This is a genomic window from Vibrio mimicus CAIM 602, from assembly GCF_000338875.1.
Classification (GTDB): Bacteria; Pseudomonadota; Gammaproteobacteria; order Enterobacterales; family Vibrionaceae; genus Vibrio; species Vibrio mimicus.
Genome location: NZ_AOMO01000021.1, coordinates 175,481 through 189,200 on the forward strand (window position 1 = coordinate 175,481; position 13,720 = coordinate 189,200).

Sequence of the window (13,720 nt, forward strand, 5' to 3'; positions counted from 1 at the left end):
GAATGACATTCACTTTGGGATGAATTCGCTCATCTAATCCTGAAGTAGAATTTCATTAACCAATATCTAACACTACAATGTTTTAACATCAATGAAACATCCGTTAAACCATGAACAGTCTCAAGTTTGCTCCATCAACCAGTTCTGTCATTACGGCAGAAACGTTTCAACTCGATAGCACGAAAGCCGTTCATGAGCTGTATCAACAGTTCGCGGGACATGACATCGGGTTTATTTTGTTTTTCTGTTCATCAGCCTATCCATTAGCAGAGCTGGAGTTGGAGCTTAAACGGCGTTTTCAGCATCTAGAGGTCATGGGATGTACCACCGCTGGTGAGATTGGTCATTCCGGTTACAACAAAAACAGTATCAGCGCGATTGGCTTTCTCCATCGTGATTTTTCTATTTCAGGTATGCAAATCCCATTGGAAAACTTCACGCTAGAAAGTGCGCAGAAAAGCGTAGCCGAGCTGATAACTCGCTGTAAAAGCCAGATGAAAGCACCCATTGAGAAAGGCACTTTTGTTTTGACTTTGATTGATGGGTTAACCAGTCAGGAAGAGTCAGTCCTCTTAACTCTCAATACCGCTTTAGGTCGTATCCCACACTTTGGGGGTTCTGCAGGTGATGATGAACGGCTTTCTTATACTCATGTCTATAGTGATGGTATGTTCCATGAAAAATCTGCTCTGGTCATTATGGTCAATACTCACTGCCCTTTTGAAGTGTTCAGTACTCATCATATAGAGAGTCTTGGTAGCAAATTAGTCGTTACGAAAGCAGACAGCGAACATCGCCGAGTTTATGAATTTAATGCCGAACCGGCAGCCCTCGTCTACGCAAGAGAAATTGGCTTAGATGTAAATGAGTTACGCCCTGAAATCTATGCACTCAACCCATTAGCCGTAAAAGTTGGTAATGAGTTTTACGTACGATCAATCCAGAAAGTAAACCAAGACTTAAGCTTGGATTTCTATTGTGCCGTAGATAACGGCATTGTGGTTACAGCAATGAAACCGGGTAATGTCATCGACAATCTAAGTCAAAAGCTCACCAAAGTGAGAGAACAATTGGGCGAAATACAACTGATCATTGGTTGTGATTGTTTCCTACGTCGCAAAGAAGTCGAAGTCACCCATCGCAATCAAGCAATGCAAACACTTTTAAGGCGTTTTCATGTCGTGGGATTCAACACTTATGGCGAACAGTTAGGCGGTATTCATGTCAATCAAACTTTTACGGGGGTTGCTATTGGATCGCCGGCCTCGTTAGAACTGACTTCAATCGAAGAACATAAAGTGGGTTGATTCGATGACAGATAAAGAACGTTTAGAACTTGAACAACTGCGTACAGAAAATTTGCGTCAGAAAAAGATGATTGATGTACTGGTTAATCGCGTGGAGCAGAACCACTGTCATCCAATCGAACCTTACGCTGCTTTTCAACATTCGGTTATTCTCTCTGACCAAATTCGAGAGAAAACTGAAGCACTCAATGCCACTTTACTCGATTTAGAACAACTGAATGCTCAACTGATCCAAGCCAAACAAAACGCTGAAGCGTCTCACCAACGTTTTATGGATGCCATCGAATCCATTAGTGACGGATTTGCACTCTATGATCAAACGCGCCGTTTAGTGCATTGCAACTACCGATTCCGCAAATTTTGGCTCGATGCCAACATCGACTTAAACCAACAGCCGATCACACTCAAAGAGATCAAAACGTTAGCCCAACAGAAAGGTTTGATTGTTCGAGAACTTCCTTTGCAGCATCCCAACGAAGGCCGTGTTTTTCAGCAAAATAACGATCGATGGGTACAGGTGAGTGAGCGACCGACAGCTGATGGTGGTTTAGTCATGCTCTATACCGATATCACCCTGCTCAAGCAGGCAGAAAGTGAAAGGCACCAAGCTGAATTTCACCGTAAACTGAAACACTCTTATGTCACATTGGAAAAGCGCTTTGAACAACGAACTGTGGAACTTCAAACATTGAATACGCAGCTGAGTAATGAAATCAATGAACGGGAGCGAATTCAAAACCGTTTGCAGGAGGCAAAACGTGAAGCCGAACAAGCGAATGAATCAAAAACTAAATTCCTTGCGGCGATTAGCCATGACTTATTGCAGCCTCTCAATGCGGCACAATTGTTTATCGGCTCGCTCGAAGCTAAGAGTACAGAACCAGCAACACAACAAATTGTGCATGCTCTTTCCAACTCAGTCACGGATGTTGCCTCACTCATTACATCGTTAGTCGATATCTCTAAACTGGATGCAGGTGCGATAACTCCTGATAAACAACCCTTTATGCTCGGTGATTTGCTCAAAAATTTGGCCAATGAGTTTCATGAACAAGCCATTGCTAGTGGTTTGCAGTTTCACTATGTACCTACCACCGCAAAGGTTTACAGCGATTCCCTTCTTATTGCCCGCGTGGTACGAAATTTAGTGAACAATGCGATTCGTTATACACCAAATGGCAAAGTATTATTGGGGTGTCGCAGAACCCAATCTGGTATTCGTATTGATGTTTACGACACGGGCGTGGGCATCCCAAATGATAAACAAATCATCATATTCCAAGAATTCAAACGTCTGGATGCTCGTCCTTCGTTTAAAGGAACCTCACTTGGTCTAGGGCTTGCGATTGTGGAAAAAATAGGTCGCGTTCTCGAACATCCGATCGCCCTTCATTCTTTGCCTGGTAAAGGTTCCCGTTTCTCCATCACCTTACCGTACGCTCAGCATCAATCACAATTCGTTCCACTGGTGACTAAGCCAACACCTCACCCTAGTGTATTTGCTGGTAAGCGTGTCTTAGTCGTTGATAACGATGAGGCGATTTGTCGAGGCATGCAGTCCTTATTGAGTGAATGGGGTTGCCAAGTGCAAACGTATACTTCTTTAAAATATCTTTCGCCCCATTTTAGATCTACGCAACCGCTCGATTTGTTGATTGTGGATTACCACCTTGATGGCGATGAAGATGGCCTTACTGTGGCTCATTTTCTACAAAAGCAATCCCAAACTCTCTTCCCTACCATAGTGATCAGTGCTGATCGTAGTGAAAAATTACTCACTAAAGTTCGCCAAAATCATTTCATTTTACTCAATAAACCGACATCGCCCGTTAAACTGAAAGCCGTATTAGGTCATCTATTAGCCACTTAATCTCATATGAACCTCAATTCTGATTTGCCTTAAGGGAAATTAGGCTACACTTACCTGTGTCAGCAAAATCATCAATGGTTAAAGAGTGAAAAAGAATAAACCAAAACTTGCGATTACTTATTTAACAATAATATTCCTGTTAGGGGTTTTAACTTATTTTGTTGGAAACCGTTTTGAAGTAGATTCCTACCATGACTTCTATTTTGAGTTCTATACATTCTCTGTTGTTTTGTATATTTTCTTAATCACTAAAGACAGCTTGTTAAAGAATGTTAAGATTCGTCTTGGCTCAATATTATTACTTTTAAACCATGGTTATGATTTATTAACAGAGATTGCTTATTTAAGTCATATCGGTAATCAATTTAAACTCACTAATGCCTTGTTGGATGATGGCCTCACCTCACTGGCATTCATCCTTATTGCTTATGGGCTAAGCGAGAGCAATCATCACCTTATCCGGTTAGCCAAAACGGATGATCTAACGGGATTGATGAATCGCAAGGCACTTAAATCGTTACCTCTAAAAGAGTTTGATCTTATTTATTTTGATATAAATGACCTTAAAGAAATTAATGATACTCAAGGTCATGAAGCGGGAGATCGACTATTAGTCAAATTCTCCAGAATATTGAGTGAATGTTGTTTAAAAAAAGAATATCCAATTCGTCTTGGTGGCGATGAATTTATTGTTCTTCTTACGCCTCAACGAGCTGAAGAGTTTATTGAACAATTAAGCATCATGGCAAGAAAGCTCAATATCACCTTCGCCTATGGCATTACTCAAGCGACAGAAGCAACGATTCAAGATGCATTAACCCGTGCAGACAAAGCTATGTATCAAATGAAACAACAAAGCAAATCTGGCACGGGGTCTACAAAAAATAATACCCAAATTAATTTATAAACCGATCTCTTCTGAGAGAGATTTAATCTCTTCAAGATCCATTTGATGCACACGAATCATCTGATCAATCTGGCTAATACGTGAATTTGCCTCATCTTGTTTATCACAAGAATCTGATTTCGCGTCCCATGATTTTCCTTCAAGGTAGATATCACACTCTTTCTTGAAGACTTTAACTTTAGGCACCAGTGAATCACGCTCTTTCTGCAGTGCCTCTAATTCTTGTTTGATTTTAAGCTCACGTTGAAACAATTCACGAGAACGCTCAAGCATCGTCGCTTGCATATCCGTTTGGCGATTCAATTGATTGTTTTGAGCATCCGCTATCTCTAATGCTTTCTTCTGATCATCGAGTTGCTGTTCGAGGTCTACGTTGTGTTTTTCTAATTCAGCTACGTATTTATCACGCTGTACGGATTCCGCTTGCCATTCTTCTCTTTGCTTGGCTAAAGCTTGATCCATTTTGATCTGCCACTGCTCATCTTTATTCTGTTCAGTCACTTCTGCAGCTTTAACAACTTCTGTCTTAGCATTTTTTAATTGCTCTAGTTGGTTCTGCAACGCTTGATAGGAGGCTTCCCAACGACTTGTTGTCACTGATGAGCCTATTAATCCCCCAAGTGCAACACCTAATGCAGCAGCAATCGCAATGTAGAGATAACTCTGTTTATCTCTTCGTTCGATAACAACAACTTCTTCGTTGTCGTCAAACTCATTTTGTTTGTTCACGCTTCGCTCCTTTTGCGTCAGCGAATCAATTCTGAAATCACCAAGAAGGTGGTGTATAAAACAAAGGTCGCCAAAATGACGATTACGACCCCCTTCTGCAATTTTTCATTGGTGCGATAGCGGATCAATACGAACGCTAACGCTATCAACAAAGCTATTGCAATCAATCTCACCATACAGCCCCCTAGCGTGTTTATCTTATACCACTTATACGCAGTTTAACGTCAGAGAAAAGTGGATTCATAGAAGACTTGAACAAGAGTTAGGCAGACAACGTCTTTTGTAGGTGACATCACAATTTCTTTTCGCTAGTATCCGGTCTGCAAATCGTTTTTTTCAAGACGATTGTTCCGTTGAAGACTGCAGGAGAGTGGTTGTTAACCAGATTTTAACATCTGAGCCAAATAACCCGCCGAAGAAGTAAATCTTTCAGGTGCATTATTCTTATCGATTTATCGAAATGAATAAGCGAGGACTGTAGTTGGAGGAACCTCTGGAGAGAACCGTTCAATCGGTCGCCGAAGGAGCAAGCTCTGCGCATAGGCAGAGTGAAACTCTCAGGCAAAAGGACAGAGGAGTGAAAGGCCAATCTTTTAGTTAGCCCGCTAGGGTTCTGCTGTGCATTTTTCGCACCCTTTCTCTCTTCTCCTTATGTTTATTTTTTAAGGGGAAATCATGAATAACCTGCAATCTTTTCTGCAAACTGTTGATAGTTTAGTTTGGGGACCACCACTATTAATTCTCTTGGTGGGAACTGGTGTCTATTTCACATTCCGCTTGGGTTTACTGCAATTTCGCCGCCTACCTACCGCTTTGGCGATGGTCTTTGGCTGCGAAAAGTCTTCAGATAAACAAGGGGATGTATCGAGCTTCGCTGCATTGTGTACTGCCCTCTCCGCCACCATTGGTACAGGTAACATCGTTGGTGTTGCTACCGCAATCAAGCTCGGCGGCCCAGGTGCACTGTTCTGGATGTGGCTGGCTGCGCTGTTTGGCATGGCAACCAAATACGCAGAATGTTTACTTGCGGTGAAATATCGCCAAGTGGATGACAAAGGGCAAATGGTCGGCGGGCCGATGTACTACCTGCGTGACGGAGTGGGTTCAAAAACGCTAGCAGTATTATTTGCTGTGTTTGCCGTAGGGGTAGCTTGTTTTGGTATTGGTACTTTCCCGCAAGTCAATGCGATCTTGGATGCTACTCAAATCTCTTTTGGCGTTCCTCGTGAAGCCTCTGCGGTTGTACTGACCGTACTGGTTGCGATTGTGACTATCGGCGGAATTCAATCGATCGCCAAAGTCGCAGGAAAAGTGGTTCCTGCGATGGCGCTGTTCTACGTTGTTGCCTGTTTAAGCGTGATTGTCACCAATGCGGACAAACTGGCAGACGCAGTGGAATTGGTACTGGTATCCGCTTTCACGTCTACGGCTGCGACAGGTGGTTTCTTAGGTGCGAGCATCATGCTGGCAATTCAATCTGGCATTGCACGTGGCGTGTTCTCGAATGAATCCGGCTTAGGCAGTGCGCCCATGGCCGCGGCCGCGGCAAAAACCGACTCCTGTGTTGAGCAAGGCCTTATCTCGATGACGGGGACTTTCTTTGACACCATCATCATCTGTACTATGACTGGCTTGGCTCTCATCTTAACTGGTGCTTGGCAAAGCGATCTTTCCGGTGCGGCGATGACCACTTACGCCTTTGCCACCGGCTTAAACGCTGAAACCATCGGCCCAATGCTGGTTTCAATTGGTCTAATGTTCTTTGCTTTCACCACGATTTTGGGCTGGAACTACTACGGTGAACGCTGCATGGTGTTCTTATTCGGTACCAAAGCTGTACTGCCTTATAAAATCGTCTTTATTGGATTGATTGCATCAGGCGCATTTCTGCACCTCGATTTGATTTGGATTATCGCCGACATTGTGAATGGTTTAATGGCGATTCCCAATCTGATCGGTCTTGTTGCCTTACGCCATGTGGTGGTTGAAGAAACGAAGCAGTATTTTGCCGCGCGTTTTCAATACGCTGAAGCCGAAGCCCAAGTTCAATAACATCCAATTGGTCTTAGCACAAAGAAAAAGCGCCCAACGGCGCTTTTTCTACATTTAAACCTTTATTACAACCTAGGCTTGAGGTTTCTCTAAGAGCAGTTTGATACCTAGAGCGACTAAAACAAACCCCGTTGTACCTTCCATCCAACGCATAAAAGAAACGTTTTTCAGAAGGTTTTTAGCACTACTCAAAGCTCCTGCTAAACCACATTGCCATACCATCGCAATCGCAAAATGAATCAGTGCCATCAGCAAAGATTGGGCTAACGGTGAATATTCAGGATTTATAAACTGCGGCAGAAAAGCTAAGTAAAAAACGGCAGTTTTCGGGTTCAGCACATTCGAGAGGAAACCTTCACGCAATGAACGTGTCAGGCGGAACTGCGAATGGCTTAGACTCGCAACCTCAATGCCCTGCCCTGTTTTCATCAATGATCGCAAGCTCGAAATACCCAACCAAATCAGGTAGGCCGCACCAATCATTTTAACGATTTGAAATAGCTCAGCAGATTGGGCAAGAATCGCAGAGATACCAATGGCAGAGAAAGTCGCGTGAACAAACAATCCAAAACAGATACCCAAGCTGGTTGTGCACCCATCCGCAAACCCTGCCCGTGAGGTATTACGGATAACCAAAGCAGTATCTAGCCCCGGAGTTAACGTCAAAATAGTAATAGCGATAAGAAAAGCTTCGAAATTCTGGATAACCATATCAATCCTTGAAAGAAAATCAGCAAGCTCTTCTTATACCGCAAAGCCTCTCATGTGTCTTATGAAGATTTTTCAATTCACGCCGATTTACTCACTAAGCGTCTTAATCTCATTTATGGAATAGACTTTATTCACTTTATCCCAAGGGATGGGTTCTAGTTCAACACCTGCATCTTTTGCTCGTTTTTGGATAGTGTTCAAATCTGGTGATAGCTTATATGTCTCATTTTTAAAACCATTGCTATCACGATCAAGAGTTTGAGCTGGTGCTAACTCGGTCAAATAAATAGTCTCACCACAGCCATCTAACCAAACTTTAGCATTCCCATTAGGTAGCAACCCAAAAATAAACTCTGCGCGATAACATGGATCAATAATAAATCCATTAGATTTAGTATAAGTCGTTTTCGTAGCTATTAACTGCTTTACGCGGTTAGGGAGCTCATACTTAGTGACATAAAATTTGGTATCAAATAAAGACACCCAATACAGATAAAGCGTATCAGGTAAACGAGTTGTGCCAGTACCAATTTGTACACCTCTTGTATATCTAGCTAAAGGTAAACCAAAACCATCGTAGTCAGAAAATCTTCCTTGTATTCTCTTCAATTCACTATTACGCATAGTATGCATATAGCCATGTAGAAGCACTGTCCAGTCCTCTTTATTATTCACTCCGTAGGCTTGAGTAACATCAACTGGATAAAAAGAAGGCATTGTTACGCTTACACTCCAAATCCAAGGTTGTTCTGTTTCATATGCTGCATTGGTTGAGCAAGAACTCAATAATAGTATCGATAATACTAAAATACATTTATTCATTTTATTTCCCTTCCTCACATGGATAACTGGCTCTTTTGTAACAACCTGCTTTTTTGTCCCAAAGCGGAGACATTCCAATGTCACCACCCGATGAATGATGGAAAAGATTCAACGCCATTAAATTTCCCTTCAATTCTGACGCTGAAAATCTCTTTTGAAGGGTTGAATATTGCCCTTGTTTGGCCAGATCTAAAACTTTTGAGTTAAGTTCGGCGAATGCACTATTAGAATCATCAATACGATAATAGGCCTTTTTAGGATCTTGCCAGATTTCCTCGTTTTTGTCTGACATTGGAACGCCATGAAACTCTGCCAAACCGTACATTAGGCGTAAGTACAAACGCGATAAATCACCTTCAACTTGACGTTGAATATACAGTTTTCCAATCACTCGTCCCCCATCGTTCTTACCTTCTTGACGAACGTCCAATGGCTCAATCACGTAATCCTCTTTTTTCCAACCAGTAAGCCTATCTCGTGCTTTATACTTTTCTAGCTCTTCTCGCACATACTGCTTGGTTTTCTCTTCGTCCCAGCGATCAGAAAACGTACGGCTAACACGTTTGACAAGCTTCCTTTCTAAAACAGGTAGCAGATAGTCTTGATTGTCAAAACTTAACCTAGAATGATATCCGCCCCCAATATCTGAGTGAGCACCCGGCAGAACAAATTCATAGAAATGTTCTTCATCAGTAGAATTTAAATGGTTAAGACTGAAGTTATCTCGGCATTCAATGGTTGGATCCGCCGTTAAATGTACAGCACGTCTTACACGTTTTGGGTTGATCCATAATCTGGCATCGCCATTATCGTGATGGGTAGAAAGATCTATACCAAATGGAGAGTTCCTAGAAGTGATATTCACTACGGAAGCTACAGTATCAAATAAGCCTGCAAAGGTAATTTCACATTTCGCTTTTATTTCGTCTACTTCATCCCAATCAAAATCGTAAGTGAGTGGTAAATCGGCTTGTTGGCACCCTAGAGTAAAAGCCTTAGCAAATTCACCTTTTTCACCATCCAATACCACATTAATAAAATGTCGCGCGGCGGCAGCTCCACGACTGAATCCAAACACATCGAACTGAAGCTTTTCTATTCCATCAACTTTTATTTCAAGCTCATTCTCAAATGCAGAAGCAACCTTTACCATATTTTGAGAAAGCGTTTGAATACCTGTAGTGACTTTAGCTGTAACTCCATAGTCACCGATCCCCAAACCTTGCCCCACAACGATCGATTCATCCGCTGGAGCAATCGCTGTGCTATTTCCGGTGCCAATCCCAGTAATATATTCGGCATAATTAAGAGTATTTGATTCTGGAGAGTATTCATTACGTAGAAACAACTCATATAACTTTTGAACATTCGTGAGTTCATTGGTTGCACTACCCGCTACGGTTTCTTCATCACCGTCCTCACTCTTAAATAAAGAAACAAAGAAATTATCTTTTTTGGGGTAGGCAAAACAATCATTAGAAAGTTTCGTAATAGGAATATCTTTTTTTGTTCCATTGCCGTTTTTGGCATTAATCTCGCACTCGGCATCGTACTTAGCTTTCCATTTACGATAGTAATTTTCTAATTGCTGTTTTCCCCATTGAGCGCTGTACGTATTGTTAGCAGTGCCATCAAAGAACATACCAACTCGGAGGGTAATAAATTTGTATGCCCTAACTTGAAGAATATAGGTTTTATCCGTAAAGAGTTTTAACGTTCCGGCTTTGCTTTTTTGATGATTAGTCGGCAAGACGATCGCTTTGGGCAGTTTGGTCAAATCACCTGTTGTAATTTCTTGATAAATAACCGGACCATTCTTGTGGGCACTGTAGCTGCTAGAAAATTCTTCAACAGGTTTATTTTTCTCTTCATTTCTTGGATGACTTTTATCTTGCGCGGCTTTCAACCATTGATCGTAATCCAACTGAATTTCAACTGGCCCTGGAGCAAGATTTTCAATCAGAATCGGCGCGGAACCCAGTTCGATCGGATGTTTATTTTTCATTGCGTCAATCAAAACACCACTCACCCTTTCAAAAGGTTGGTTATGTTCATCACGTACGACAATTTCAATCCAATGTTTTAGGTTTTCACAAGGTTGGCAATGAGGGTTAGAACCTGTACTTCTCATGCTAACTTCTCCCGAATATAGATAATTTCCTGAAGTTCTTGTTGATTAAGCTGTAAAGCATCCCTTAGCCGATCTATCGAACTAAAAGAGTGGACGATTGTGCTATTTAAAACCAACAATTCTGCTTGCTCAGGATCTAAGCCGAACTCTATTCCTTCATCTAAAACGGTTTTGATGAACTGATAAGGTTCATCAATTTGCTCCATAACAAAGGGCAGCTTTTCCCAGAATCGACGCTCTAAAACCTGAGCATGCACCTGCGTTCGGTAAAGTGGTGCTAGATGATAGGGTTGCATTTTCCACCATATCGTAGGCCGAGAAACAAAATCATCCATTCGAGTATTTTCCCAAATTCGGAAAGTCCCCTTATGGGCAGTGGCGAGTCTTTCTACAGAGCCAAGGAAATCATTCCTCTCATGCTCTAGCATCGCATCCAACATAGGCAAAATGACTTCGGTATCATAAAAACGAAACAGCACTTCTTCGCCCTCTAGTGCGGCTATCAGTAGGCTTTGTAGATGGCTTAATAATTCCGTTGCTAAACTATTACTAGTCAAAAAGATACCCTGTTGAAATTGTTCATCCGGTAGTTGCAAAACCTTTTCAGTTACAGGGACTAACCAAGGTGACAAACTCATCACTGGAGCAAATATTTCGCCATGGAACACAATTAAAGTGTCCTCAAAAACCACTCCGTTATTGGCAGCGATTACTTGTTTGAAACCTTGTTGATCTAATAACCAGAATACGGGGGTTTGTTGCTCCATTAGCCATTCTTGAATCATGTGTTTGCTCCAGATAATGGACACACCTTCACTGCAGGTACGTTTGCCTCTTCGGCTTTGAGCAAAGCTTGGTAAGAGATGGTCTGAGGTGGAGCAAGCGTCACTGCAGGTTCTAAGCCTCCCGGTAATGTGGGGCTTGCACCTCCAAATCCACTACCACTTCCGGCACCACCACCAGAGTTAAGATTCACTGCCGCACCAGAAAGATGTACACCCGCTGGATCTACTTTGACAAAGCTTCCACCCGCTTTGATGGTAATTTCAGATCCCGCTTCAATGACCACTTTTTGCCCAGCTTTTACATGAATTTCTGTGCCCGCTTCATTCACCCAGACTTTCCCTGCTTTAACATACAGCGAGCCTTCTATACTTAGCACCTGTTCGCCCGTTACCGCTTCTCGACTCTCCCCCTCCACCGTCAGGTGTTGGTTGTGCTTAATCTGAGTAAATTGGTCATTTTCAACGGTCAGGTGTTGGTCATAGCGAATGACCGTGGTGTGGTCGTTTTCAATCAAACCATCGAAGTCTTTCTGCGCATGCAGGTAGATTTGCTCTTTGCCTGCTTGGTCTTCAAAACTGAGCTCGTTAAACCCTTCCCCTTGATGCGTCTCGGTGCGCAGCACGGTTTTGGTTTTGTGCTCAGGCAAGGTGTATGGCGGCGTATTGGTCGCATGATAAGTGCGTCCGGTGATAATCGGTTGGTCTGGGTCACCGTTTAAGAAAGAAACAATCACTTCATGGCCGATGCGCGGAATGGCGATAAAGCCGTATTGGCTGCCCGCCCAACCTTGTGACACCCGCACCCAACAGGAGCTCTGCTCGTTACCGTTGGAGTAGCGGTCCCACGGGAAGTGGATTTTCACCCGCCCATGTTCATCACAGAAGATTTCTTCTCCTTCAGGGCCGACAACTGTCGCTATCATTGGGCCATCAACTTGCGGTTTAGGTTGTGGCTCGGCACGCCAGTGGAGATGCCCAGGAATTAAGCTGAACTGGTTGCTGTAGGTCGTTGCACCACTGCCACCGTCTTCTTGTAGCGCTTGCGGCTGCTCACCTTGGTGATTCACCGATACCACCACCCAATCTCGGTTCATCGCAGGGTCAAGGTGCTCTTGCAGGTCAAACTTATAGCCGGCACGCAGTAGCGGTTCATTGCTCTGCCCTGTCGCGGTGTGGGCATGGCGGCGCAGGTAGTCTAAACGGATTTGGCTAAAGGCTTCACCGTTTACATCGTCTTTGTAGCGCCCCGGCGCATCAAAATGTTGGTAATGGGTTTGCTGATAGCCAAGTTCTGTGCCTTGTACGGTATGCAAGAAGGAGTACGCTGGTTTTTTGAAACTGTAGTCTTTGAGTTGGACTTCACTGACTTCCGCTTGGGTGTGATAGGTTAAGCCGTGGATGTAAGGGATGTCTATCGCACCACCCGCTAAAGCATTGTAAGGAATCGGCTCAGGAAGCTTGCTTAGGCAGTCACTGGCATCACTGAAATAGAGGGTATGTTTACCTGCTTCATGGACAAAGCTGTATACCAGCCCTTCTTCAGCGGCGAGGCGATGCAGAAAATCCATATCGCTTTCGCGGTACTGCACACAAAACTCACGCTGTACACAGTCACGTTTGAGCGCAAAAGCGTAATCGTTGATGCCCATCTCTTGCAATAAGACGGAGAGAATTTCAGGGACGGTTTGTTTTTGAAAGATGCGGCTATTGTGGCGCAGTGATAAGCGCTCTAAGGCAGGGACTAAGGTGAGTGCATAGAATGTATGGTGATGCCCGATGTCGCCTTGGCTAAAGGCACGCACGATGCCATGGACCCGTTGCACCAGTTGTGAGTTGCGGTAAAGCTTCAGCTCAGCACGCTTATCGACCATCTGCTCGGCGGTCAGGTTTGATAACCGGCTCGCCAGTTGCACTTCGTAGCGAAACCCGTAACAGGCTTGCTCTAAAAAGACACTATTAGAGAATGACTCCTGCCCATGAAAGCCTCTGACCACCAGAGTCTCATCTTCCAGCCCTTCCACCTCAATGCTGTACGCTAATGTCGCCATCCTGCCTTTCCTTCCCCTACATTAAAAATGGCAAAACCTTAAACCCACAATACCGCATCAAACGATACTCTGGGTTTAAGGTTTACAATCGCTCACCCGAAGGTGAGCGACATTCTCGGAGCGTAAATTACGCTTCGATTGGCTTACGCCAGTCATCCGCACCTGAAGTACCCGCGTTAACGTGGTCCCAAGTGATTTTGCGGTAAGACAGAGACACAGTGACATTCTGAGTGAAATCAGATTTTGCTGGGTCTTGGCAGTGTGGCATTTCACAGTGGATGTCCACGATAGACGCATTTTCCAGCTTAGTGGTGAAGAAGTTTTCTTGTTTGCCTTCGATAGACGTGCGGTACCATTT

At 43.5% G+C, this 13,720-nt stretch carries 11 protein-coding genes, 1 pseudogene and 1 riboswitch; of the genes and pseudogenes, 4 read left to right on the forward strand and 8 right to left on the reverse strand.

Translation table 11 applies throughout. The annotated features are described in order from the left end of the window. Window positions 1–110: 110 nt before the first annotated feature. From nosP to D908_RS14870, 3 genes are all read left to right on the forward strand, one after another. A complete protein-coding gene (gene nosP / locus D908_RS14880; protein ID WP_005523042.1) occupies window positions 111–1,307 on the forward strand; it encodes a nitric oxide-sensing protein NosP in 1,197 nt (398 codons plus the stop codon). A 4-nt stretch (window positions 1,308–1,311) separates the two neighbouring features. Next, window positions 1,312–3,177 carry a hybrid sensor histidine kinase/response regulator gene (locus tag D908_RS14875; protein WP_005523043.1) on the forward strand — a complete coding sequence of 622 codons (1,866 nt, stop codon included), beginning with the start codon at window positions 1,312–1,314 and terminating at the stop codon, window positions 3,175–3,177. A gap of 85 nt (window positions 3,178–3,262) precedes the next feature. Further along, a complete protein-coding gene (locus tag D908_RS14870; protein ID WP_005523044.1) occupies window positions 3,263–4,084 on the forward strand; it encodes a GGDEF domain-containing protein in 822 nt (273 codons plus the stop codon). Here D908_RS14870 and D908_RS14865 read toward each other — a convergent pair. Further along, the gene (locus D908_RS14865; protein ID WP_005523045.1) at window positions 4,079–4,813 is read right to left on the reverse strand and encodes a hypothetical protein; all 735 of its coding nucleotides are present in this window, start codon (window positions 4,811–4,813) and stop codon (window positions 4,079–4,081) included. The two genes, D908_RS14870 and D908_RS14865, sit on opposite strands and share 6 nt — an antisense overlap. A gap of 17 nt (window positions 4,814–4,830) precedes the next feature. After that, complete coding sequence (locus tag D908_RS14860; RefSeq protein WP_000251900.1) at window positions 4,831–4,989, reverse strand: hypothetical protein; 159 nt, start codon at window positions 4,987–4,989, stop codon at window positions 4,831–4,833. Window positions 4,990–5,296: 307 nt separating this feature from the next. Continuing rightward, window positions 5,297–5,396, forward strand: a riboswitch (glycine riboswitch). 92 nt (window positions 5,397–5,488) lie between these two features. Here D908_RS14860 and D908_RS14855 point away from each other — a divergent pair. Then, complete coding sequence (locus D908_RS14855; protein WP_005523047.1) at window positions 5,489–6,865, forward strand: alanine/glycine:cation symporter family protein; 1,377 nt, start codon at window positions 5,489–5,491, stop codon at window positions 6,863–6,865. A 72-nt stretch (window positions 6,866–6,937) separates the two neighbouring features. Here D908_RS14855 and D908_RS14850 read toward each other — a convergent pair whose 3' ends face one another. The 6 genes and pseudogenes from D908_RS14850 to hcp-2 all read right to left on the reverse strand — a co-directional run. Next, window positions 6,938–7,576, reverse strand: a complete 639-nt coding sequence (locus D908_RS14850) for a LysE family translocator (protein ID WP_005523048.1) — start codon at window positions 7,574–7,576, stop codon at window positions 6,938–6,940. 87 nt (window positions 7,577–7,663) lie between these two features. Continuing rightward, window positions 7,664–8,398 (reverse strand): DUF2931 family protein, encoded by a 735-nt coding sequence (locus tag D908_RS14845; RefSeq protein WP_005523050.1) that lies wholly within the window; start codon window positions 8,396–8,398, stop codon window positions 7,664–7,666. A 1-nt stretch (window position 8,399) separates the two neighbouring features. After that, window positions 8,400–10,529, reverse strand: a complete 2,130-nt coding sequence (locus tag D908_RS14840) for a T6SS phospholipase effector Tle1-like catalytic domain-containing protein (RefSeq protein WP_005523051.1) — start codon at window positions 10,527–10,529, stop codon at window positions 8,400–8,402. Further along, a complete protein-coding gene (locus D908_RS14835; RefSeq protein ID WP_005523052.1) occupies window positions 10,526–11,314 on the reverse strand; it encodes a DUF4123 domain-containing protein in 789 nt (262 codons plus the stop codon). The genes D908_RS14840 and D908_RS14835 overlap by 4 nt, the downstream gene beginning before the upstream one ends. Further along, on the reverse strand, window positions 11,311–13,362 hold the full coding sequence (locus D908_RS14830) for a type VI secretion system Vgr family protein (RefSeq protein ID WP_005523054.1): 2,052 nt from the start codon (window positions 13,360–13,362) through the stop codon (window positions 11,311–11,313). Before D908_RS14830 ends, D908_RS14835 begins: the two co-directional genes overlap by 4 nt. A gap of 127 nt (window positions 13,363–13,489) precedes the next feature. Continuing rightward, window positions 13,490–13,720, reverse strand: a pseudogene (gene hcp-2, locus D908_RS14825) (type VI secretion system effector Hcp-2); the annotation flags it as partial.